Source organism: Rhodococcus sp. Leaf233 (assembly GCF_001426165.1).
In the GTDB taxonomy this organism is placed as follows: domain Bacteria; phylum Actinomycetota; class Actinomycetes; order Mycobacteriales; family Mycobacteriaceae; genus Rhodococcoides; species Rhodococcoides fascians.
The window spans coordinates 209,261-231,031 of record NZ_LMRO01000008.1; the positions used below are offsets into that span (position 1 = coordinate 209,261).

Genomic DNA, 21,771 nt, shown 5'->3' on the forward strand with positions numbered 1-21,771 from the left:
ATGACCACCTCCACCGCAGGCTCCACTCCTGCAATTTCGGGTCGTTCCGCAGGCTCCACTCCTGCTATTTCGGGTCGTTCCGCAGGCTCCACTCCTGCCATTCCCTGGGCCCTGCGCACCGACCAACTGGTGGGATCGGTGATCGACTCGTCTACGTCGCTTCTCGCCGCCCAGAAACACGACATCGTCAGGTTCGCGATGGGATCTCCTGCAGCCGAGACGGTTCCGGCTGCCGCGTTCACCGAGATCGCCGGCAGTGTGCTCACAGCGGACGCCTTCGATTACGGTGCCACCGAGGGTGATCCGGGTCTGCTCGACGCGTTGTTGGCGTATCTCGAGTCCGTAGGCGAACCCACGTCCGAGGATCGGGTCGTCATCACCTCGGGCGGCATGCAGGGTCTCGACATCGCCTGCAAGCTGTTCGTCGATCCCGGTGATCTGGTCATCGTCGAAAGTCCCACGTACACCAACGGAACTGCCACCGTGCTGAGCTACGGCGGCGATATTCTCGAGGCACCGATGGACAGTGGCGGTCTCATCGTCGAGGCGTTACCCGAACTCGTCGAGCGAGCCGGGCGTCTACCGAAGATGATCTACGTGATTCCCAACTTTCAGAATCCGTCCGGGGTCACGCTCTCGCTCGAGCGTCGACTGTTGTTGATCGAGTTGGCACACCGATGGGGCTCGGTGATTCTCGACGACGATCCTTATGGCCTGCTGCGTTTCTCGGGGGACCCGATCCCGAGTTTCGGGGCGCTGAGTCCGAACGATCCGCTGATCTTCTCGGTGCGGACTTTCTCGAAGATGATCGCTCCCGGTCTGCGCGTGGGGTGGGTGGACGCGGCCCCCGAAGCGCGTCGGTTGATCGTCAACGCCAAGCAGGCAATGGACACCTGTACGAATCTTCCGGCCCAGAGGATGGTGGCCGAGTACATCCGGCGCGGGCTGCTCGAGGAGCACCTGCGGTCGCTGGCTGCGGTGTACCTACCGCGAAAGACGGCGATGCAGAACAGTATTGCGACACACTTCGGTGACGCGATGTCCACCACGGATCCCGACGGGGGCTTCTTTCTGTGGGCGACGTTGCGCGGAAACGACCACGATTTCTCGACGCAGGATCTGTTCGAAACCGCACTGGCCGAGGGAGTTGCCTACATTCCCGGACCGGCGTTGTCGGTGGGCGGCAAGTTTCACGATTCGCTACGGCTGTGCTTCGCCTCGTCGACACCCGAGCGCATCGAGGAAGGCATCAGGCGGTTGGCCGTCGCGGTGGAAAAATCGAAGCATCTGCTCGCCTCCGACCCCACGCGATGACCGTTCCGAGTGCCCAGCAGTCTCTGCTCGACGCCGTCGACGAGAACGAGATCGTTTCTCTCACAGCCGCGTTGATCGAGGCGGGCGGTGAAAATCCGGGCGACACCGAAGAAAAGTGCGCGAAAGTACTCGCGGAGCGATGTCGCGCACTGGGATTCGACGTTCGCACGATCGAGGTCGCTCCCGGCAGACCGAACGTGATCGCCTCGATCGGACCCGATGACACCCCCGGGGTCCTGTTCGTCGGCCACTCCGACGTCGTTCCGGCGGGCACCGGCTGGACCACGGATCCGTTCACCGCGGTCGTGCGAGAGGGGCGCATGGTCGGGCGGGGAGCATGCGACATGAAGGGGGGAGTGGCCGCAGTGGTGGCCGCTATGGATGCGGTGAACCGTGCCGGTCTTGCAGATCGCTTCCCGATGACGTTGGCGTGTCTGGTGGACGAGGAAGACACGGGCTTGGGTATTCGAGCATTCGTGGCCGACCCGGGACCCCGTCGTTTCCAGTGTTGCGTGGTGGCCGAGCCGACGGACCTGGTGACCATCGTCGGTTGCCGAGGAGCCGCGAATATCGAGATCGACGTGCGCGGGCGTTCGGCTCATGCAGGTCGTCCGCGAAACGGTGCCAATGCGATATCCGCTGCCGCCCGCATCGTCGCCGTCATCGAGGACTGGCAGATCGAATTGGACGAGGATCCACACGCCGAACTCGGTCCCGCTACCTGGAACGTGGGCACCGTGACAGGAGGCACCGGTACGTCGATGGTTGCCGACCGGTGCGTGCTCACGGTCGACCGTCGGCTGCTACCCGGTGAGAGCGCCGCGGAGGTGGTGGACGACCTGCGTTCGCGGATCGACGCGGCAGGTATCACTGGTTCGGGAATCCAGGTGCAACTCGAGGTGTCGATGGAAATGCCGGGCTTTCTGACCGCTGCGGATGACGGATTGGTCACCACTGCAATGCAATCGGTTCGCGACATCGGATCTGCCGGTTTCACTGACATCTGGACGGCTTCGTGCGATGGTGGTTTCGTGGCACAGCAGATGGGTATCCGCACCGTCGTGCTCGGTCCCGGGGAGATCGAAAACCAGGCGCACCGGCCGGACGAGTCCGTCGCCGTGCAGCAATTGACCGACAGCGCAAAGGCGTACGCGTTGATCGCCACCAGAATCGCTGCGCCACCTGGTCTTTAGTTTTCAAGAGGGGGTTGTTCGAGACGTGCGCCCGGCGTCGACGTAAAGTCGGACGCTGCGAAGTACCAAACCGACGCTCCACGTTGTCATAAAGCGAGAGGTATTGGACCGTGACCGAAACTTCAGGGTCGGCAGCTTCGCCGACCGGGTATCCGCCGAGTACCGACACACTCAGCGCGAACGAAACGAAAATTCTGCATCGCGCGATCGGCGGGTCCGCACTGGGCAACGCCGTGGAGTGGTTCGACTACGCGGTGTACGGCTACCTCGCCGTTTACATCGCCGCCAACTTCTTTCCGTCGGACGACGGTGGAGCGAGCCTGCTCTCCACGTTCGCCGTGCTGGCCGCGTCGTTCATCATTCGCCCCATCGGCGGCATCGTGCTCGGCCCGCTCGGCGACCGCATCGGTCGTCAGAAGGTCCTCGTCCTGACCGTCTCGATGATGACGTTGGCCACGGCGGCGATCGGTGTGCTGCCGACGTTCGACACCATCGGTATCGCAGCGCCGTTGCTGTTGCTCGTCTGCCGACTGGTGCAGGGCTTCTCCACCGGCGGTGAGTACGGCGGCGCAGCAGTGTTCATGGCCGAGTACGCGCCCGACAAGCGCCGCGGATTCTTCGGGTCGTTCCTCGAATTCGGCACCCTCGCAGGCACGGTGGGCGGTGCCACCCTGTGCACCCTGCTCAACGTCGGGCTCGGAGACGAGACCATGGAGGCCTGGGGCTGGCGAATTCCGTTCCTGGTGACGCTCCCGCTGGGCATCGTCGCGTTGTGGCTGCGGACCCGGCTCGAGGATTCTCCTGTGTTCGCCGAGGCCAAGGAAGACGGCGGCACGGTCGAAGAAGGTGCAGGTGGAGCAGTCACCTCCCTCAAGGCCACCCTGACGTACTGGCAGCGAATCCTGATTCTGATGGGATTCGTGCTGCTGCTCAACATCGCGTACTACACGGTGCTCACGTTCTTGCCCTCGTACCTCAGCGACACGTTGGGGCACAGCACGACTCAGTCGAACTTCACCCTCGTGGCCATCATGATCATCATGATGTTGATCATCAACCCCATCGGCGCTCTGTCCGACCGGGTGGGTCGAAAGCCGTTGCTGCTGGTCGCCTGCGTGGGGTACTTCGTGTTCAGCGTCCCGCTGTTTCTGCTGATCATCAACACCGGACTGATCGGCCAGAGCATCGGCCTGCTCGGTCTCGGAGTGTTGCTGGTCATCATGTGCTCCTGCGTGTCGTCGACGCTGCCCGCACTGTTTCCCACTCAGGTGCGCTACGGAGCGTTCGCCATCGGATACAACGTCTCGACGGCGCTCTTCGGTGGCACGGCACCGCTGATTCTGACGTTCCTGATCGACCGAACGGGTTCCAACCTGATCCCGGGTTGGTACATGATGATCGCAGCTGCCATCGCGTTCGTTCCGATCCTGTTGATGCCCGAAACCGCCGGCCGGTCGTTGCGCGGCACCCAGTGCCCCGGTGACAACGACGACGAGGTCGCTGCGTCCGGCGTCGAGCTCGTCGGATACAAGTCGAAGTAGTGCGTCCGGTTCTGGCCGTTCTGCATGCCGGCGACCTTCCCGACGGACTCGATTCCGTCGCGAAGGTCGCAGACATCAGATATGCCACCGCCGACACGCTCGCCGAGGCCGTCGACGGCGCCGATGCCCTGCTGCTGTGGGATTTCTTCTCGCCCGCAGTCGAATCCGCGTGGCCGCGGTGTGGTTCGCTGAAGTGGATCCATATCGCCGCTGCCGGCGTGGACTCGTTGTTGTTCGACGAACTGGTGGAATCCGATGTGGTCGTGACCAATTCGCGTGGAGTGTTCGACCGACCTATCGCGGAGTTCGTGCTGGCTCAGATCCTCGCGTTCGCCAAGGACTCCGAACGTTCGCGCACACTGCAGCATTCGAAGACCTGGCAGCACCGCGAGACCGAACGCATCGACGGTGCACACGTGATGATCGTGGGCACCGGAGCAATCGGTCGTGCCATCGCGACTCTGCTGAGTGCTGTGGGAATGTCGGTCTCCGGTGTGGGTCGAACAGCGCGAGGCGGCGACGGAGACTTCGGCACCGTGTACGCCAGTGATGATCTGGTGGACGAGGTAGGGCGGGCCGACTACCTGGTTCTGGTTGCCCCGCTGACCGAACAGACGAGGGGCCTGGTCGACGATTCCGTGTTGGCCGCGATGAAGCCCGGATCGAGGGTGATCAACGTCGGTCGCGGCGAGCTACTCGACACCGATGCACTCCTCACGAATCTCGCTTCCGGACACCTCGCCGGGGCTGCGCTCGACGTCTTCGAGACCGAGCCGCTCCCGGCCGACCATCCGCTGTGGGCGGCCGAGAACGTGGTCGTCACTCCGCACATGAGCGGGGACGCGTCGGGGTGGAAGAGTCGTCTCGCCGACGTCTTCGTCGACAACGCGCAGCGATACTTTCGCGGCGAACAGCTGCGCAATGTCGTCGACAAGAAGCTCGGTTTCGTGGTGTGACCGGTCTCGTTATGTGACTGTCAGTAGGCCCGCTCGTACTGCGGTGCCACTGCCGGTGTCATCTCCACTCCGAGTTCGCGGGCCGCGCGCCGTGGCCAGTACGGATCGCGCAGCAGCTCGCGGGCGAGGAGCACCGCAGTCGCCTCGCCGAGCGAAACGATGTCCTCGGCCTGTTTCGGTTCGGTGATCATCCCCACCGCTGCGGCCGGCATCGTGGTCTCGTTCTGGATACGCCGTGCGAACGGCACCTGGTAGCCGGGTTCGACCGGAATCTCGGCGCGTACGTTCCCGCCGGTGGACGTATCGACGAGATCCACGCCGTGCTCGGTGAGTATCTGCGCCAGCGCGACAGTCTGATCAGAGGTCCAACTCGGAGCTTCCAAGTCGGCTGCAGCATCGGACTTCTCGGGTTCGTCGAGCCAGTCCGTTGCCGACAGACGGACGAACACCGGAAGCTCGGCCGGCCACACCTCACGGACCGCGTCGACCACCTCGATCAGCAGGCGAGTCCGCCCCGCGAAGTCGCCGCCGTAGGCGTCGGTGCGGGTGTTGCTGGCTGGCGAGAGGAATTGGTGCAGGAGGTATCCGTGCGCGCCGTGTATCTCGGCTACCTGGAACCCGGCCTTCAGTGCGCGCTGCGCAGCGTTACGAAAATCGTCGACGATCTTTGCGATGTCGTCGGCTGTCGCTTCCCGTGGTGTCGCGTAACGACCGAACGGTACGGCGCTCGGGCCCACGGTTTCCCAGCTCCGGGGATCCTCGGCGGGCAGTGATGTGCCACCGAGCCAGGGAGCCGCCGTCGAGCCCTTCCGGCCCGCATGCGCCAGCTGGATGCCCGGGACGGTACCGAAGGACGAGATCTCGGTGACGATCTCGGCCAGTGCGTCGGCCTGTGTGTCGTTCCAGATGCCCAGGTCAGACGGGCTGATTCGGCCCTCGGGGCTGACCGCTGTGGCCTCGGTGATGATCAGGCCGGCTCCGCCGATCGCGCGGCTCACCAGGTGGGTGCGATGCCAGTCGCCCGCGACGCCGACGTTCTCGCCCGTCTCGTCGGCCGAGTACTGGCACATCGGTGCCATCCATACCCGGTTGGGAAAGGTGAGCTCGCGCAATGTCAGGGGCTCGAACAGGGCACTCACAGGTGGTTCCTCCGGTCTGTCGGTCTCGACGTCGGTGACGTCGGCGATGTCCACGCTGTGCTGCAACGACGTGGAGATGCAGCTTCATTCCCCGGCCCTATTAGTGTGTAGTGCATGACTGCTTCCGTCTCGGCCGCTTCGGTGCCGTCCTCTGCCGACGAGCGCGAGAACGTGCACTCGGCTGCTCGCCGAGCCCGCGTCGCTTCACGTGCACAGGCGTTGCTGACCACTGCGGAGAAGGATTCGCTGCTGCATGCCGCGGCCGACGCCGTGCTGGCCGCAGCGGAGCCGGTGCTCGCAGCCAACGCCGCCGACATCGAGATCGCCCGCGCTGCGGGAACGGACGAGGGTCTGCTCGATCGGCTGCGGCTGACGGCACCGCGCATCGACGGTATTGCCGCCGGGCTGCGGCAGGTGGCGGGCCTACCCGATCCGATCGGCGAGGTCATCCGCGGATCGACGCTTCCCAACGGGCTCGAGATCAGGCAGATGCGGGTTCCGCTGGGCGTCGTGGGCATGGTCTACGAGGCGCGTCCCAACGTGACCGTCGACGCGTTCGGTCTGGCGTTCAAATCCGGGAACGCAGTGCTGCTGCGGGGGTCCTCGTCCGCGGCGCAGTCGAACGCAGCCCTGGTCGAGGCGCTGCAGGGTGCGCTCACGAGCCACGGGCTGCCGGAATCGGCCGTACAACTGCTCGGTAGTGCTGATCGGTCGACGGTCACCCACCTCATTCAGGCCCGCGGGCTGGTGGATGTCGTGATCCCGCGTGGGGGAGCGGGTCTGATCGCCGCGGTCGTGCGTGATGCCACGGTTCCCACCATCGAGACCGGGGTGGGTAACTGCCACGTCTATCTGCATTCCTCTGCCGACGCGGAGACGGCCGAGAAGATCGTGCTCAACGCCAAGACCCGCCGGGTGAGCGTGTGCAACGCCGCCGAAACGGTGCTGGTCGATGCCGCGATCGCCGAGACCATGGTGCCGAGGTTGTTGCAGGCGTTCCAGATGCACAGCGTCACGGTGCACGGTGATCTGCCGGGGTTGGTTCCTGCAGGCGACGACGATTGGTCGCAGGAATACCTCTCGCTCGACATCGCGCTGAAGGTGGTCGACGGCCTCGACGAGGCAATCGACCACATCGACCGATACGGCACCGGCCATACCGAGGCGATCGTCGCGTCGGACATCGGTGCTGCGCGCGAATTCACCCGACGAGTCGACGCGGCTGCGGTGATGGTCAACGCCTCCACCGCGTTCACCGACGGCGAGCAGTTCGGCTTCGGTGCCGAGATCGGCATCTCCACCCAGAAGCTGCACGCCCGCGGCCCCATGGGCCTGCCCGAGCTGACCTCGACCAAATGGACGGTGTGGGGCGACGGGCACGTCAGACCCGTCTGACCGGCCTGCAGCCACTCGACCCGCCAGACCCGATCTTCCAGGAGTTGTGACGTGGACCGTGCCCTACCGACGACACCACCGTTGTTCGCGAGCGTGAACGATGTTCAGGCCCGTCTGGCCGAGACGGGGTATCTGGCCGACAAGGCCACGGCCACATCGGTCTTTCTCGCCGATCGCCTCGGCAAGCCGCTGTTGATCGAGGGTCCCGCCGGAGTCGGCAAGACCGAATTGGCGCGCGCGGTCGCGCAGTCGACCGGAGCCGAACTGGTGCGACTGCAGTGCTACGAGGGCGTCGACGAGGCGAGGGCTCTGTACGAGTGGAACCACGCCAAACAGATCCTGCGTATCCAATCCGGCTCGAGTGCCGACTGGGACTCGACGAAGCTCGACGTGTTCTCCGAGGAGTTTCTGCTGGCTCGGCCGTTGCTGCAGGCCATTCGCCGAACCGAGCCGACCGTGCTCCTGATCGACGAGACCGACAAAGCAGATGTCGAGATCGAGGGCCTGCTGCTCGAGGTGCTCAGCGACTTCGCGATCACCATTCCCGAGCTGGGCACGATCACGGCGGAGCGCACCCCGTTCGTCGTGTTGACGTCCAATGCCACGCGCGAACTGTCGGAAGCTCTCAAGCGCCGCTGCCTGTTCCTGCACCTCGACTTCCCCGACGCGGACCTCGAGCGTCGAATCCTGGCCAGCCGCGTTCCCGAACTGCCCGAGGTGATCGCGGAGCAGATGATCAAGGCCGTCCGCGTGCTCCGAGGGATGCAGCTCAAGAAGTTGCCGTCGGTGGCCGAGACGATCGACTGGGGTCGCACACTCCTGGCCCTCGGCATGGACACCCTCGACGACGACGCGGTCCGGTCGACGCTCGGAGTCGTGCTCAAGCATCAGTCGGATCAGGTGCGCGCCGCCGCCGAACTGCGGCTGAACTGACATGCTCGCCCCACACGGAATTCCCGGGCATCTCGTCGGTTTCGTCGAGGCGTTGCGTAAGCGTGGGATCTCGGTGGGGCCGTCGGAGACCGTCGATGCCGGACGCGTGCTGGCGGTGTTGGATCTGTTGGACCGAGAAGCGGTCCGCGAGGGGCTGGCCTGCGCGCTGCTGCGACGTCCGACGCACCGCGGGGTGTTCGACGCGTTGTTCGACCTGTGGTTTCCGGTGGCATCGGGTACCAGGGATTCGGGGCAGATCGACACCGCGCTGCCTCGCACCGAGACAGGCGAGGTCGATATCGATGCGTTGCGTGAACTGATCGTCGAACTGCTCTCGGACGACTCGGCGGAGGCTGCCGAACTGACCCAGATGCTGGCGGCCCAGATGGTCGAAGAGCTCGGTCAGTACAAGTCTTCGAACGGGCCGTCGTTCTCGGCCTATCAGGCGTTGCGTGATGTTGCTCCCGACACGCTGCTTCGCAAGATCCTCGACGGCCTGCTGGGCCGGAGTGACGACGCGCCGGATCGGCCCACCGACGACTACGAGTCGGAGGTGGCCAAACGTACTGCAGCGCAACGCATTGCCGACCTACGCAAGATGGTCGAGAGCGAGACGAGGCGACGGTCGGCCGAGAAACTGGGCCGCGACCGGGTAGCGAGCTACGGCGTGCCGAAACTGGCGGAGGAAGTCGATTTCCTGCGTGCCTCGGACGCGGAGATGGTTGCATTGCGGCGTAATGTCGCACCGCTGGCGCGGTTGCTGGCCTCGCGACTTGCGGTGCGCCGCAGTCGAAGCAGGCACGGCTCCATCGATCTGCGACGCACGCTGCGCAAATCCATGTCGACCGGCGGTATTCCCATCGATCTGGTGGAGCGTAAGCCGCGTCGTGCCCGGCCGGAACTGGTTGTGCTGTGCGATGTCTCGGGGTCGGTGGCCGGATTCAGCAACTTCACCCTGCTGCTGGTGCACGCTCTTCGTGAACAGTTCTCCCGGGTGCGAATCTTTGCGTTCGTCGACTCCACCGACGAGGTGACGCGGTTCTTCGATTCCGGGGCAGACCTCGGGGCAGCCATGAGCCGGATCGTGCGGGAAGCGGACCTCGTGACCTACGACGGTCATTCGGATTACGGGCATGCCCTGACGACGTTCGACGAGAAGTACGCGCAGGTCATCACCAGCCGCAGTTCGGTTCTCGTTCTGGGCGATGCCCGGACGAACTATCGCGAACCGAAGCTGCCGGCGTTGGCCCGAATCGTCTCGGTGGCCAAGCACGCCTACTGGCTCAACCCCGAGCCCAAATCTCAGTGGGGATCCGGTGATTCGGCGGCCAAGGTGTATGCGGACGTGATTGCGATGCACGAGTGTCGGTCGGCCCAACAGCTCGCGACGGTGGTCTCACGACTGTTGCCGGTATGAGGCGTGTAACCGGCGTCGCTGCCACGGACGTAGAATCGTCGGTTGTGCAGCACGAATCCGGCCCCGGTGAGGACACGAACACCACGCCGACTCTCCGGTTGGGGGTCATGGGCGGCACTTTCGACCCCATTCACCACGGTCACCTCGTGGCTGCGAGCGAGGTGGCGGCCACGTTCGGTCTGGACGAGGTCATCTTCGTTCCCACCGGGACCCCGTGGCAGAAGGAGGGCCGGTCGGTCAGCCCGGCCGAGGACCGCTACTTGATGACGGTCATCGCCACCGCGTCGAATCCTCGGTTCTCGGTGAGCCGGGTCGACGTCGACCGGGAGAAGTCGACCTACACCGTCGACACCCTGAGGGATCTTCGAGCGCAGCACCCCGATGCCGAGTTGTACTTCATCACCGGTGCCGATGCGCTCGAGTCCATCCTGACGTGGCAGAACTGGGAGGAGCTCTTCGAGCTCGCGAAGTTCGTCGGAGTGACGCGGCCGGGGTTCGAGCTCGGCGTCGATCATCTGGCCAACCATCTACGATCGTTGCCCGCCGACACTCTCACATTGATGGAAATCCCGGCACTCGCGATATCGTCGACGGACTGCCGACGTCGTGCCGGTGAAAATCGGCCGGTCTGGTACCTCGTCCCGGACGGCGTCGTGCAATACATCTCGAAGAGGAACCTCTATCGACCACGGGGCGCGCAGCGCCTCGACGGATCCGTCACCATGTCGGAACCGGCGCCACAGAAGAAGCAACCGGCCGGGTCGGTCACCAGCGCAGTGACCGCGAACCCGAGCCATACGAGTGGGAGTACACCGAAGTGACTGCAACAGCCGAAGCCGCCGAGATGGCGCGTATCGCCGCGCTCGCGGCCGACGACAAACTGGCCAGCGACGTGGTGATCCTCGACGTCTCCGACCAGCTCTACATCACCGATTGCTTCGTGATCGCCTCCGCGCCCAACGAGCGTCAGGTCAACTCGATCGTCGAGAACATCGAGGACCAGCTTCGTGAGGCCGGACACAAGCCGGTGCGTCGCGAGGGCACCAGAGAGGGCCGCTGGGCGCTGCTGGACTACTCCGACATCGTGGTGCACGTCCAGCACAACGAGGAGCGCAACTTCTACGCGCTCGAGCGGCTGTGGAAGGACTGCCCGACGATCGAGGTTCCGGGCCTCGGTCAGCATCCGGCACCGGAACCGGAGCAATGATCCGGCGGCTCATCCTGCTTCGCCACGGTCAGACTGACTACAACGCCACCGACCGTATGCAGGGCCAGCTCGATACCGATCTGTCCGAGCTGGGCCGCAGTCAGGCGAAGACGGCTGCGGCCGAACTGGCTGTGCGCGCGCCCATCCGCATCGTCTCGTCCGATCTCAAGCGCGCTCTCGACACTGCGGAAGCTCTCGGGGATGCGGCTGGAGTCGCGGTGTCCACGGACGAGCGGCTGCGGGAGACGCATCTCGGCGACTGGCAGGGACTCACCCACACCGAGGTGGACGACATCGCCCCCGGTGCGCGTCCGGCCTGGCGTGCCGACGCAACCGTCGCCCCGCCCGGTGGGGAAAGTCGCATCGACGTTGCGAACCGCAGCGTGCCGCTGGTGCGTGAGCTCCTCGGCGGCGTCCCCGAGTGGGGTGCCGACGGCGACCAGCGACCACTGGTGCTCGTGGCGCACGGAGGGTTGATCGCTGCCCTGACCGCAGCGTTGCTCGCACTGCCGACCGATCGCTGGCCGGTGCTCGGCGGCCTCGCCAACACCAGCTGGGTACAGCTCGGTGCGCACGGACCCGGTGACAACCCGTCCTGGCGGCTCGACGTCTGGAACGCCTCGGCGCGGGTGGCCAGTGACGTCCTCTGAGGAGGCCGCCGCGCGCCCCGTGCTGCTCGTGCTGGCGGACTCGCTGAGCTATTACGGACCCGAGGGCGGGCTGCCGGTCGATGATCCTCGACTGTGGCCCAATATCGTTGCTGCAGAGCTGGATTGGGATGTCGAGCTGGTAGCCCGCATCGGCTGGACGAGCCGCGATGCGTGGTGGGCTCTGACCCAGGATCCGCGAGTGTGGGCGGTCATACCGCGGGCCGGTGCCGTCGTACTCGGAATCGGCGGCATGGACTCGTTGCCGTCGCCGCTACCGACCGCGTTGCGTGAGCAGATCCGCTACATCCGTCCGCCCGCACTTCGGCGGGTCGTTCGCGCGGGTTATCAAGCGGTGCAGCCGGTTCTGTCACATCTGGGTTGGCCGGTGGCGCTTCCGCCACGACTGAGTGTCGACTACCTCGAGCAGACCCGCGCCGCATTGGCCTACGTGCGGCCGGAATTGCCCGTCGTCGGTACCTATCCGTCGGTGCATCGGTGCGACGCCTACGGGCGGGTGCATTCGGGGCGCGAGCCCGCGGTACGAGCGCTGCGTGCCTGGAGCGACGAAAATAGTGTTCCCATGGTCGATCTCGCGGAGGCAGTTCGTCCGAACATCGAGTCCGAGAACGCCAACCCCGACGGAATCCACTGGGGGTGGGACGCACACGTGGCCGTGGCCGACGCAATGCTGACGGTGTTGCGACCGGTGGCAGCGGCGGCAGCGATCCGGCACCCATGACCGTCGCCGTCGTCACCGACTCGTCGTCCTGCCTGCCCGCGTCCGTAGCCGCCGAGTGCGGTATCGCGGTGGCACCGCTGCATGTGTTGGTGGACGGCGTCGACCATCGTGAGGGAATCGACGAGATTCCCGAACGATCGACCGACGGAAAGCCGGTGACGACCGCGGGGGCGTCTCCGGGCGAGCTGACCGAGGTCTATGCCGCAGCTCTCGAACGCAGTCGCGGGGCGGGCGTCGTCGCACTGCACATCTCCCGGGGCCTGTCGAGCACCTGGGAGGCTGCGCGGCAGGCCGCCGATCAGATCGGATCGTTGGTGAAGGTGGTCGATTCCGGTTCTGCCGGAATGGGATTGGGCTACCCGGCGCTGGCAGCAGCGTATGCCGCAGCGGGTGGAGCCGGACTCGACGAGGTCTACGACGATGCTGTTCGCAGGTCTGCCTCGTCGAGATGTTTCATCGTCGTCGATCGATTGGATCACCTGCGCCGCGGCGGTCGTATCGGCACTGCCGCAGCCCTGCTCGGTACCGCCCTGGCGATGAAGCCGGTGCTGCACATCAGCGATGGTGCGCTGGTGTTGCGCGAGAAGACGCGAACCTCCTCGAAAGCACTGAGCAAGCTGGTGGACGCGGCGGCTGCCGCGGCAGCCGACATCGGTACGCAATCCGGGGTTGTCGTGGCTGTGCATCATATGCAGTGCGCCGAGCGAGCCGAGGACGTCTCAGCCATGCTGATGGCGCGTATCCCGGACCTGACCAGCGTCGACGTGCTGCCGTTCGGTGCGGTGCTCGGTGCACACGTCGGTCCCGGTGCCGTCGGCGTAGTCGTCGCTCCTGGTCATCGGTAGGGCGTATCGAGCCGCGTCATCCACAGACTCTCGGTTGTGCACAGGGCAGTTCGCGACCACCGTTCGCCCCGGTCGGGTCCGTCCGGAGGGCGCTAGCGTCCTGAGACATGGGCGGCGACGACGATCGGGCACACACGGTGGCACGATTGAATTCCGTGCGGAGACAGAGTGATTCCGCGCGCGCCGAGCCGCGCCGAGTCGACGAATTCGATGACCCCCAGGGCGAGCCGCCGATCGGGCAACCGCAGGCCGGCGTCGTGCATCCCGATCCGGAGTGGCTGCTTCCTGCCGCGCAGCGTCCCGAATCACCATGGTCGTCGTTGTTACCGCAGCGGTGGCGATTCGCGCGGATGGATCCCGGCCGACCCGGTGTGAAGGCGTTGGCGGCGGCGGGTTTGTTCGTGGTCCTCGTCGCCGGCTTCGCGGTGTTTCGAGATGCGCCGACGCCTGCGCCCGCACCACCACTGGCGGTGGTCTCCACCGACGCCGCCGATGCCCGCGCGCCGGACTCGGCGTTGTCCGAATCCGGATCGTCGAGCCGGCCGCCGGACAGAACGGCCGGCACGGCACCGGTTGCCGAAACAGAACTTGTCGTCAGTGTCGTCGGACTCGTCGCGCATCCCGGTCTCGTTCGGCTGCAACCGGGCTCGCGCATCGCCGACGCCCTGGCCGCAGCGGGAGGGGCTGTGGAGGGTGCCGATCTGTTGGCGCTGAACATGGCAGCTCGGGTGTCGGACGGCGATCAGATCGTCGTGGGGCTGGTACCGGCTCCGGCGGCCCCTCCGGTCAGCGGCACCACATCGGGTCAGGGTGCAGGGCCGGGCGGAGTTGCCGGTTCGACGACGGACCAGGCGGGCCCTGCCGCCGGCGGAGCAGTGGACCTCAATACGGCCACGGTCGCAGAATTGGACGCGCTGCCCGGTGTGGGACCGGTGACGGCAACGTCGATCGTGAGCTGGCGCGACACGAACGGCCGCTTCGTATCGGTCGATCAGCTCGCCGAGGTCGACGGTATCGGCCCGGGCCGGCTCACCAAGATTCGCGACCTGGTCCGAGTCTCGTGACCGGGGTGCCGTCGTCGACGGACTCCGAGGAACCAGTTCCTTTCGACATCCGCCTGATTCCGGCGGCGGCGGCATCCTGGTCTATCACTGCGACCGGTATTCTCGCCGGTCCGAGCGCGGCGGTGACGGCCACGGTGGTGACGTGCGCGATCGTGGTGCTGGGAGCCGTTGTGCTGCAAAGGATCTCGACGGGTCGAGCGGACACTGCGAGACACGTGTGGTCCGGGGCGGCCGCGGTGATCGTCGTGGCGTTGTGTTTCGGCGGTGCGATCTGGCTTCAGATGCGCTCAGTGGCGGAGCATCCAGTGGCTGCGGCCGCGCAGAATCGGGCATGGATCACGGCAGTGGTCGATCTCGAAGAAGACCCGCGACGCCTACCCGCGCCCGGGCCGCGGATGGTGATGTTGCAGGCGGAGATGACCCGCGTCGATGTCGGCGGCGAGGCGCTCTACGTCGGCGGCCGGGTATCGATCGTGGCGCCGGAGTCGACATGGTCGGCACTACTTCCGGGCCAGCAGATCACGGTCCGAGGCCGGCTCGGGGTGCCCACCAGGTCCGATATGACCGTGGCCGTCATCCGAACGACCGGTCCGCCGGTGGCAGTAGGTGAGCCCGGACCGGTCTCGTCGGCGGCGGGCTCGTTTCGCTCGAATCTGGCAGACGTGGCGCAGAATTCGCTCCCGTCGGACCGGGCAGGTCTACTGCCGGGCCTCGTCGTGGGCGATGTCTCACGATTGGACGAGCAGGTAGTCGAGAACTTCCGAGCCGCGGGCTTGACGCATCTGACGGCGGTGTCGGGTGCGAACTTCTCGATCCTGATCGGTGCCGTGCTGTTGGTGTTGCGCGGCATAGGGATAGGGCCTCGCGCCACCGTCACGATTGCCTTCGTCGTTCTGATCGCCTTCGTCGTCGTGGCCCGACCGTCCCCCAGCGTGTTGCGCGCCGCGGTGATGGGGTCGATCGGTTTGCTGGCCTTGGTGACCGGCAGACGGAAGCAAGCGGTCCCGGCCTTGTGCGGCGCGGTGTTGGCACTACTCGGGTGGTGGCCGCGGCTCGCCGTGGACGTCGGATTCGTGTTGTCTGTGTTCGCCACCGCGGGGCTGGTGCTGGTGGCACCGATCTGGGTGGACTGGCTGCGGGCCCGAGGATGGCCCCGGGCAGCTGCGGAGGTGGTGGCGGTCGCCGCGGCGGCCCACGTGGTGACGGCACCCGTCGTCGCGGCAATGGCGGGAACGTTCAGCGTGGTGGGTGTGGTTGCGAACGTACTGGTCTCGCCGGTGGTCGCTCCCATCACCGTGGTGGGCATCGTGACTGCGGTGTTGGCTGTGGTCAGCACCTCGTTGGCCGACGTGACGGCGCAGCTGGCGTCGGCACCGTTGTGGTGGTTGATCACGGTGGCCGAGCGTGCCGCGTCGGTGCCGGCAGCATCGGTCGTCGTTCCGGAGGGTGTCCGTGGAATCGCGGCGGCGATCGTCGGCACTGTCGTGCTCCTGGGCGCGCTGCGATGGGCGTTGTTCCGCTGGGTGTCGGCCACGTTCGCGATTGCACTTCTGGCGCTGTGGACGGCCCATGTCGTGTGGTGAGTGACGGTCCGAAGCGGATGTCCGTGGTGTCGGCGGCGCATGGCACGATCATGGTCGTGACTTCGAGTGTGGCTCCTCTGCATCTGGTACTCGGCGACGAGGAACTACTGATGGATCGTGCGGTGGCCGCGATCGTGACGCAGGTGCGTGCGAATGCGGCGATCCCGGGGGAGGACCTCCCGGTGACCCGGTTGCGGACCGGTGACGCAAGTGCTCCCGAGCTCGCCGAACTGCTGAGTCCGTCTCTGTTCGCCGAAGACCGTGTCGTCGTACTCGAGGCGGCGGCCGAGGCCGGTAAGGATGCAGTCGCTCTGGTGCTCGACGCGGCTACCGATCCACCCGAGGGTGCCGTCGTGGTGGTCATGCATTCCGGCGGCGGCCGCGCCAAAGCGATGGTCGGTGCCCTCCAGAAATGCGGGGCTCAGGTCCACGAATGCGTCAAGCTCACCAAACCGGCCGAGCGGATCGATTTTGTCCGGGGCGAGTTTCGCGCGGCGGACGTCCGCGTCAGCGGCGAGGTGATCGAGGCTGTCGTCGAGTCCGTCGGTAACGAACTCCGCGAATTGGCCTCGGCGTGTTCACAGTTGGTCTCCGACACCGGAGGCAAAGTCGATCTGGCCGCCGTGCGTCGGTACTACTCGGGCAAGGCGGAGGTATCGGGATTCGACGTCGCGGACAAGGCCGTCATCGGTGATCGAGCCGGCGCTCTCGAAGCCTTGCGGTGGGCGATGCACCGGGGAGTGGCCCACGTTCTTCTCGCGGATGCGCTCGCCGATGCCGTGCGCACAATCGCGCTCGTCGGCTCGGCCGGTCGCGGTGACCCGTTCCGGATGGCAGGCGAACTGGGAATGCCGCCCTGGAAGATCAAGAAGGCGCAGGGCCAAGCGCGCGGCTGGAACGGCCGCTCGATAGCGCAGGCCCTGCGCGTGGTGGCGCAGCTGAACGCCGACGTCAAAGGCCAAGCAGCGGACGCGGACTACGCGGTGGAGCGAGCTGTCGCCGAGGTCGCCTCGTTGGGTGACCGCTAGCGGGGTGCCCGGCGCACGACAAAGCCCGCTGCGTCCTCATCGGATGCAGCGGGCTCGATCGAGCTCAGTACGAGATCAGAGCTTGTTGACTGCGAGAGCCAGTGCCGACTTCTTGTTGGCGGCCTGGTTCTTATGGATGACGCCCTTGCTGGCGGCCTTGTCGAGCTTGCGGCCGGCATCGAGGAGAATCTCGGAAGCCTTGTCCTTGTCGCCCGCAGCCTGTGCCTCGCGGAACGAGCGGATGACGGTGCGAAGGGAGGACTTCACCGACTGGTTGCGCAGGCGTGCACGCTCGTTGGTGAGAATCCGCTTCTTCTGGGACTTGATATTGGCCACGCGTAAAATCCTTGTCGTCTTCGTCGGTATTCCGGTCAGGGCGATCCATGCTGGAATGCCCGAAGTCTGCTGCTGAGCGTTGAGCCCTGCGCCGAAGATCGAGAATACCAGCACAGGACGGCAGAACCCAATCCGGCGTCGCCCTCCACAGCCGTTTCAAGAATTTAACGCTTCTACCGCGCCTAACTCCTGTCTCTGTAGCAACATTGCCAGGATGAGTCCGCGATCGGCAACGCATGCCGCCTCCAAGGCCAAAGCGACCAGAACGAAGTCAGCGGATCGTGTCGAACCCGATGCAGACGGGGTGTTCGGGGGGTACTCCGACGTCGGAAAGTACAGCCTCGCCTTCGACGAGATGTTCGACTCGGACGGTCGTACTCGAACGCCGTACAAAGGAATCCACACGGCGCTCGCCCCGGCGAACGCCGTGGACCTGGACGCCAGATCGGATGCGCTCGGACGCGCGTTCGTCGACCAGGGCATCACGTTCTCGCTGTCCGGCCAAGAACGCCCGTTCCCGCTCGATCAGGTGCCCCGCGTCATCGCAGCAGGGGAGTGGTCGCGTCTCGAACGCGGCATCAAGCAGCGCGTCAAGGCTCTCGAGATGTTTCTCGCCGACATCTACGGAGACCAGGAAATCCTGCGGGACGGCGTCGTTCCGAAACGCCTGATCACGTCGTGCGAGCACTTCCACCGTGAGGCCGTCGGCATCACCCCGCCCAACGGCGTACGTATCCACGTTGCCGGAATCGACCTCGTGCGCGACGCGCAGGGCACGTTCCGTGTCCTCGAAGACAACCTGCGCTCACCCTCGGGCGTCTCCTACGTCATGGAGAACCGCCGGACCATGGCCCGGGTGTTCCCGGACCTGTTCGCCAGTCACCGCGTGCGTGCCGTCGGCGACTACGCCTCGCATCTGCTGCGGGCACTGCGCGCATCGGCCGCCCTCAACGAGGCCGACCCGACCGTGGTGGTTCTCACTCCGGGCGTGGCGAACTCGGCGTACTTCGAGCACTCGCTGCTCGCTCGGCTGATGGGCGTCGAGCTCGTCGAAGGTCGAGACCTGTTCTGCCGAGACAACATCGTCTACATGCGCACCACCGAGGGTGAGCGTCAGGTCGATGTCATCTACCGACGAATCGACGACGACTATCTCGACCCCATGCAGTTCCGTCCCGACTCGGTGCTGGGAGTAGCAGGTCTGGTCAACGCCGCCCGCGCAGGCAACGTCGTCATCTCGAGTGCCGTCGGAAACGGCGTCGGCGACGACAAGCTCGTCTACACCTACGTTCCCACCATCATCGACTACTACATGGGCGAAAAGCCGCTGCTGGCCAACGTCGACACGTTCCGGTGCTGGCTCGACGACGAGTGCGAGGAAGTCCTCGACCGCATCGACGAACTGGTGATCAAGCCGGTGGAAGGTTCTGGCGGCTACGGCATCGTCTTCGGACCCGACGCCTCGCCGAAGGAACTCGCCACCATCAGCAAGAAGGTCCGCGCGGATCCGCGCGGCTGGATCGCCCAGCCCGTCGTACAGCTCTCGACGGTGCCGACGAAGATCGGCGATCGCTTGGTACCCCGCCACGTCGACCTGCGGCCGTTCGCGGTCAACGACGGCGACGACGTCTGGGTGTTGCCCGGCGGACTGACCCGAGTGGCGTTGCCGGAGGGGTCCCTGGTGGTGAACTCCAGCCAGGGCGGTGGCAGCAAGGACACCTGGGTGCTCGCCACTCGGACCTCTCAGGAGGAGCAGGAACTTGCTGGCGACGAGATCGTCAGCGTTCCGCCGGAGTCACCGATGGCCGAACAAGGCCCGGAGCTGACGATGGACCAACAAATGAATCAGCAGCAGCAGCAGCAGCAGCAACAGCAGCAGGCAACGAACTCGGACTCGAACGGCGGTGGACAGTAAATGCTCGCGCGCAACGCAGAGTCGCTCTACTGGATCGGGCGGTATGTGGAGAGAGCGGATGACACGGCCCGCATTCTCGATGTCACCGTCCACCAACTTCTCGAAGACGCCACAGTCGATCCCGACCACACTTCGCGAGTGTTGTTGCGAGTGCTCGGTTTCCAGCACGAGCCGGACGTCTCGCTCGACGTGTGGTCGCTTACCGAGGTCGTCGCCTTCAGCCGCGACGGATTGGGTTCGATCGTGGACTCACTGTCGAGTGCGCGCGAGAACGCCCGAGGTGCGCGTGAAGTCACGTCCAGTGAGATGTGGGAGTGCTTGAACACCACGTACAACGGATTGAACGAGCGCATCAGGGCGTCCAAGCGCACCGGCCCGGCCGAGTTCTTCAGCTACATCGAGGAGCGCGCCGCGATGTTCGCCGGTCTCGCGGACTCCACCCTCAGCCACGACGACGGCTACCGCTTTCTCCTGCTCGGTCGCTCGGTCGAGCGCATCGACATGATCGTTCGGTTGTTGCTCTCGCGAGCCGGTGACCGGCCGTCGTCGCCGGCTTGGGTCACTGTGCTTCGCTCGGCCGGTGCCCACGACACCTACCTGCGCACCTACCGCGGCGCGCTCGATGCCCAGCGAGTACTGGAATTCATGTTGTTGGACAGACTCTTTCCGCGTTCGGTGTTCTACGCACTGACCGAGGCGGAACGGTCTCTCGACCAGCTCGATCATCAGCCGAACAGTCGCGTCGGTGCCCGCGCCGAGGCGCAGCGCCTACTCGGTCGCGCTCGAAGTGAGCTCGAATTCCTGCGTCCCGGTGCAATTCTCGAGGACCTGCAGGATCGGCTGCTGGCATTGCAGGAAACCTGCCGCGAACTCGGCGAGGCGATCTCGAAGCAGTACTTCCATGCCGCGCCGTGGGTGGCGTGGACCGATGCCGGGTCCGGCACATACGAAGATCAATTGGAAGGTGAACTGTGAGCTGGCGTATGCGTGTCGTGCACACCACGGGCTATCAGTACGACGCACCGGTGACGTCGTCGTACAACGAGGCTCGACTGACGCCGCGAAGTGACAACCGGCAGAACGTCATTCTGAACCGAGTCGAGACCAACCCGGTGACCCGCTCCTACCGGTACACCGACTACTGGGGAACGGCGGTGACGGCATTCGACCTGCACGCGCCGCACACCGAGCTCGAGGTGACCGGTTCGTCGGTGGTCGAGACCGACCCCTTCGTCTACCCCGACGAGAACGCCTCATGGGAGGAGCTGGCCAGCGACCCGATCACCGACCGCTTCAACGAGGTGCTCGACAACACCGAGTACGTGCCGAAGAACAGGCAACTCGCGTCGGTCGCGAAAAAGCTGTCGAAGGGTCTGCCGCCGCAGGAATCGGTCGTCGAGATCTCCAACTGGGTCAACCAGGAGATGTCGTACGTTCCCGGTACCACCGGTGTGCACACCTCGGCGGTGGAGGCCTGGTCGGAGAAGAAGGGTGTGTGTCAGGACTACGCCCACCTGACGCTGCTGATGCTGCGCAGCGTCGGCATCCCCAGTCGGTACGTCTCGGGCTACCTGCACCCGAAGAAACAGGCCGCGATCGGTGCGACGGTAGAAGGCCAGAGCCACGCCTGGATCGAGGCCTGGACCGGGGCGTGGTGGGGCTACGACCCGACCAACGCCATCGCCGTCAACGAGCAGCACGTGTCGGTCGGACTCGGCCGTGATTACGCCGACGTCCCGCCGCTCAAGGGCATCTTCTCCGGCGGCGGTTCAACGGCTCTCGACGTGGTCGTGGAGATCACGCGACTGGCCTAGCGTCGTGCGCGTTTTGCGTACCCAGGGATACGCAAAACGCGCACGAGGTCAGTTCCAGCCGTAGTCCCGACGCAACCGATCTGCCACGGACTCGAACTGAGCTCTACCGAGGATTGCGCCTTCGCGACGAATACCGTCCTCGGGCACGTCGAGAACTCGGTCCAGACGAATCCAGCTCGGTCGCCCCTCGGCGTCCCACGCACCGGATCCGATCGACTGCCAGTCGCGGTCGCCGTCGCGGCTGCTCTGGCTCGACAGCATCAGGCCGAGCAGATCGTTGCCCTCACGCCCGATGACCAGCACCGGGCGGTCCTTGCCCTGAGTGGCGTCTTCCTCGTAGGTAACCCAGGTCCAGACGATCTCACCCGGATCGGCCTTGCCGTCCAGATCGGGGGAGTACTCGATGGTCCGCGCCCGTTGGGCGGTCGGCCTGGTCTGCGACGCCACCGGACGGCCGGGGCGAGGTGCCGGAGCCGGTGTGCGCGACGCGCTTCCGGAGATCGCGTCCTTGCCTTTCTGCAGCGCACCGGAGTTCTGTAGTTGACGCAGTAGCCTCGGGCCCTCGCGCAGTGCGATCTTGCCCAGTTCCTTGCCGAATCTGCTCCAGTTGCCAGCCATGCGGCGAGTGTAGCCACGGCGGCAGCGCTACAAACCGCCCTGACTCACCGGGCGACCAGCCACGACGGACAGCCGGGGACGGCG

General features: G+C 65.6%; 21 protein-coding genes. 18 read left to right on the forward strand and 3 right to left on the reverse strand.

Annotation, left to right across the window (positions count from 1 at the left end; genetic code table 11):
- The 4 genes from ASH04_RS08755 to ASH04_RS08770 all read left to right on the forward strand — a co-directional run bounded on the left by ASH04_RS08755 (position 1) and on the right by ASH04_RS08770 (position 5,004).
- Positions 1–1,314, forward strand: coding sequence for an aminotransferase-like domain-containing protein (locus ASH04_RS08755; RefSeq protein ID WP_235579970.1), 1,314 nt, complete (start codon positions 1–3; stop codon positions 1,312–1,314).
- Positions 1,311–2,507: a M20 family metallopeptidase gene (locus tag ASH04_RS08760; protein WP_057473297.1), complete on the forward strand. Its 1,197-nt coding sequence runs from the start codon at positions 1,311–1,313 to the stop codon at positions 2,505–2,507. Before ASH04_RS08755 ends, ASH04_RS08760 begins: the two co-directional genes overlap by 4 nt.
- A 110-nt stretch (positions 2,508–2,617) precedes the next feature.
- Positions 2,618–4,048: an MFS transporter gene (locus ASH04_RS08765; RefSeq protein ID WP_051365181.1), complete on the forward strand. Its 1,431-nt coding sequence runs from the start codon at positions 2,618–2,620 to the stop codon at positions 4,046–4,048.
- A complete protein-coding gene (locus ASH04_RS08770; RefSeq protein ID WP_082519203.1) occupies positions 4,048–5,004 on the forward strand; it encodes a D-2-hydroxyacid dehydrogenase in 957 nt (318 codons plus the stop codon). The genes ASH04_RS08765 and ASH04_RS08770 overlap by 1 nt, the downstream gene beginning before the upstream one ends.
- 20 nt (positions 5,005–5,024) lie before the next feature.
- Here the strand turns inward: ASH04_RS08770 and ASH04_RS08775 are convergent, their stop codons facing one another.
- Positions 5,025–6,143: an NADH:flavin oxidoreductase/NADH oxidase gene (locus ASH04_RS08775; protein WP_057473462.1), complete on the reverse strand. Its 1,119-nt coding sequence runs from the start codon at positions 6,141–6,143 to the stop codon at positions 5,025–5,027.
- A 114-nt stretch (positions 6,144–6,257) separates the two neighbouring features.
- On the opposite strand from ASH04_RS08775, the gene ASH04_RS08780 reads away from it, so the two are divergent.
- The 11 genes from ASH04_RS08780 (at position 6,258) to holA (ending at position 17,004) form a co-directional block, all read left to right on the forward strand.
- Positions 6,258–7,538: a glutamate-5-semialdehyde dehydrogenase gene (locus ASH04_RS08780; protein WP_057473299.1), complete on the forward strand. Its 1,281-nt coding sequence runs from the start codon at positions 6,258–6,260 to the stop codon at positions 7,536–7,538.
- A gap of 51 nt (positions 7,539–7,589) precedes the next feature.
- On the forward strand, positions 7,590–8,471 hold the full coding sequence (locus ASH04_RS08785; RefSeq protein ID WP_057473300.1) for an AAA family ATPase: 882 nt from the start codon (positions 7,590–7,592) through the stop codon (positions 8,469–8,471).
- Position 8,472: 1 nt separating this feature from the next.
- Positions 8,473–9,888, forward strand: coding sequence for a vWA domain-containing protein (locus ASH04_RS08790; protein WP_032370229.1), 1,416 nt, complete (start codon positions 8,473–8,475; stop codon positions 9,886–9,888).
- A gap of 107 nt (positions 9,889–9,995) precedes the next feature.
- The gene (nadD, locus tag ASH04_RS08795; RefSeq protein ID WP_027497530.1) at positions 9,996–10,709 is read left to right on the forward strand and encodes a nicotinate-nucleotide adenylyltransferase; all 714 of its coding nucleotides are present in this window, start codon (positions 9,996–9,998) and stop codon (positions 10,707–10,709) included.
- Positions 10,706–11,095: a ribosome silencing factor gene (gene rsfS, locus ASH04_RS08800; protein WP_027497529.1), complete on the forward strand. Its 390-nt coding sequence runs from the start codon at positions 10,706–10,708 to the stop codon at positions 11,093–11,095. Before nadD ends, rsfS begins: the two co-directional genes overlap by 4 nt.
- Positions 11,092–11,745, forward strand: a complete 654-nt coding sequence (locus tag ASH04_RS08805) for a histidine phosphatase family protein (RefSeq protein ID WP_032384542.1) — start codon at positions 11,092–11,094, stop codon at positions 11,743–11,745. The genes rsfS and ASH04_RS08805 overlap by 4 nt, the downstream gene beginning before the upstream one ends.
- Complete coding sequence (octT, locus tag ASH04_RS08810) at positions 11,732–12,484, forward strand: diglucosylglycerate octanoyltransferase (RefSeq protein WP_048318610.1); 753 nt, start codon at positions 11,732–11,734, stop codon at positions 12,482–12,484. Before ASH04_RS08805 ends, octT begins: the two co-directional genes overlap by 14 nt.
- Positions 12,481–13,329: a DegV family protein gene (locus ASH04_RS08815; RefSeq protein WP_057473301.1), complete on the forward strand. Its 849-nt coding sequence runs from the start codon at positions 12,481–12,483 to the stop codon at positions 13,327–13,329. The genes octT and ASH04_RS08815 overlap by 4 nt, the downstream gene beginning before the upstream one ends.
- A gap of 107 nt (positions 13,330–13,436) precedes the next feature.
- Positions 13,437–14,393, forward strand: coding sequence for a ComEA family DNA-binding protein (locus ASH04_RS08820; RefSeq protein WP_082519204.1), 957 nt, complete (start codon positions 13,437–13,439; stop codon positions 14,391–14,393).
- Complete coding sequence (locus tag ASH04_RS08825; protein ID WP_094694966.1) at positions 14,390–15,976, forward strand: ComEC/Rec2 family competence protein; 1,587 nt, start codon at positions 14,390–14,392, stop codon at positions 15,974–15,976. The genes ASH04_RS08820 and ASH04_RS08825 overlap by 4 nt, the downstream gene beginning before the upstream one ends.
- A 50-nt stretch (positions 15,977–16,026) precedes the next feature.
- On the forward strand, positions 16,027–17,004 hold the full coding sequence (gene holA / locus ASH04_RS08830; RefSeq protein WP_179273972.1) for a DNA polymerase III subunit delta: 978 nt from the start codon (positions 16,027–16,029) through the stop codon (positions 17,002–17,004).
- Between the two features lie 75 nt (positions 17,005–17,079).
- On the opposite strand, the gene rpsT is transcribed toward holA, so the two are convergent.
- Positions 17,080–17,340 carry a 30S ribosomal protein S20 gene (gene rpsT, locus ASH04_RS08835; RefSeq protein ID WP_027497522.1) on the reverse strand — a complete coding sequence of 87 codons (261 nt, stop codon included), beginning with the start codon at positions 17,338–17,340 and terminating at the stop codon, positions 17,080–17,082.
- Positions 17,341–17,695: 355 nt separating this feature from the next.
- On the opposite strand from rpsT, the gene ASH04_RS08840 reads away from it, so the two are divergent.
- The 3 genes from ASH04_RS08840 to ASH04_RS08850 are packed head-to-tail and all read left to right on the forward strand — an operon-like array spanning position 17,696 to position 21,069.
- Positions 17,696–19,255, forward strand: a complete 1,560-nt coding sequence (locus tag ASH04_RS08840; RefSeq protein ID WP_235579986.1) for a circularly permuted type 2 ATP-grasp protein — start codon at positions 17,696–17,698, stop codon at positions 19,253–19,255.
- Positions 19,256–20,230 (forward strand): alpha-E domain-containing protein, encoded by a 975-nt coding sequence (locus tag ASH04_RS08845; protein WP_032368183.1) that lies wholly within the window; start codon positions 19,256–19,258, stop codon positions 20,228–20,230.
- Positions 20,227–21,069, forward strand: a complete 843-nt coding sequence (locus tag ASH04_RS08850) for a transglutaminase family protein (RefSeq protein ID WP_196248540.1) — start codon at positions 20,227–20,229, stop codon at positions 21,067–21,069. The genes ASH04_RS08845 and ASH04_RS08850 overlap by 4 nt, the downstream gene beginning before the upstream one ends.
- A 48-nt stretch (positions 21,070–21,117) precedes the next feature.
- Here the strand turns inward: ASH04_RS08850 and ASH04_RS08855 are convergent, their stop codons facing one another.
- The gene (locus ASH04_RS08855; RefSeq protein ID WP_027497518.1) at positions 21,118–21,687 is read right to left on the reverse strand and encodes a type II toxin-antitoxin system PemK/MazF family toxin; all 570 of its coding nucleotides are present in this window, start codon (positions 21,685–21,687) and stop codon (positions 21,118–21,120) included.
- Positions 21,688–21,771: the final 84 nt, after the last annotated feature.

What these genes read in the sequence shown, in the direction of transcription:
- ASH04_RS08755 (WP_235579970.1), top strand. Translation starts at nt 1, where the DNA reads ATGACCACCTCCACCGCAGGCTCCACTCCTGCAATTTCGGGTCGTTCC.
- ASH04_RS08760 (WP_057473297.1), top strand. Translation starts at nt 1,311, where the DNA reads ATGACCGTTCCGAGTGCCCAGCAGTCTCTGCTCGACGCCGTCGACGAG.
- ASH04_RS08780 (WP_057473299.1), top strand. Translation starts at nt 6,258, where the DNA reads ATGACTGCTTCCGTCTCGGCCGCTTCGGTGCCGTCCTCTGCCGACGAG.
- ASH04_RS08790 (WP_032370229.1), top strand. Translation starts at nt 8,473, where the DNA reads ATGCTCGCCCCACACGGAATTCCCGGGCATCTCGTCGGTTTCGTCGAG.
- nadD (WP_027497530.1), top strand. Translation starts at nt 9,996, where the DNA reads ATGGGCGGCACTTTCGACCCCATTCACCACGGTCACCTCGTGGCTGCG.
- ASH04_RS08805 (WP_032384542.1), top strand. Translation starts at nt 11,092, where the DNA reads ATGATCCGGCGGCTCATCCTGCTTCGCCACGGTCAGACTGACTACAAC.
- ASH04_RS08815 (WP_057473301.1), top strand. Translation starts at nt 12,481, where the DNA reads ATGACCGTCGCCGTCGTCACCGACTCGTCGTCCTGCCTGCCCGCGTCC.
- ASH04_RS08820 (WP_082519204.1), top strand. Translation starts at nt 13,437, where the DNA reads ATGGGCGGCGACGACGATCGGGCACACACGGTGGCACGATTGAATTCC.
- holA (WP_179273972.1), top strand. Translation starts at nt 16,027, where the DNA reads ATGGTCGTGACTTCGAGTGTGGCTCCTCTGCATCTGGTACTCGGCGAC.
- ASH04_RS08840 (WP_235579986.1), top strand. Translation starts at nt 17,696, where the DNA reads ATGTTCGACTCGGACGGTCGTACTCGAACGCCGTACAAAGGAATCCAC.
- ASH04_RS08845 (WP_032368183.1), top strand. Translation starts at nt 19,256, where the DNA reads ATGCTCGCGCGCAACGCAGAGTCGCTCTACTGGATCGGGCGGTATGTG.
- ASH04_RS08855 (WP_027497518.1), bottom strand. Translation starts at nt 21,687, where the DNA reads ATGGCTGGCAACTGGAGCAGATTCGGCAAGGAACTGGGCAAGATCGCA.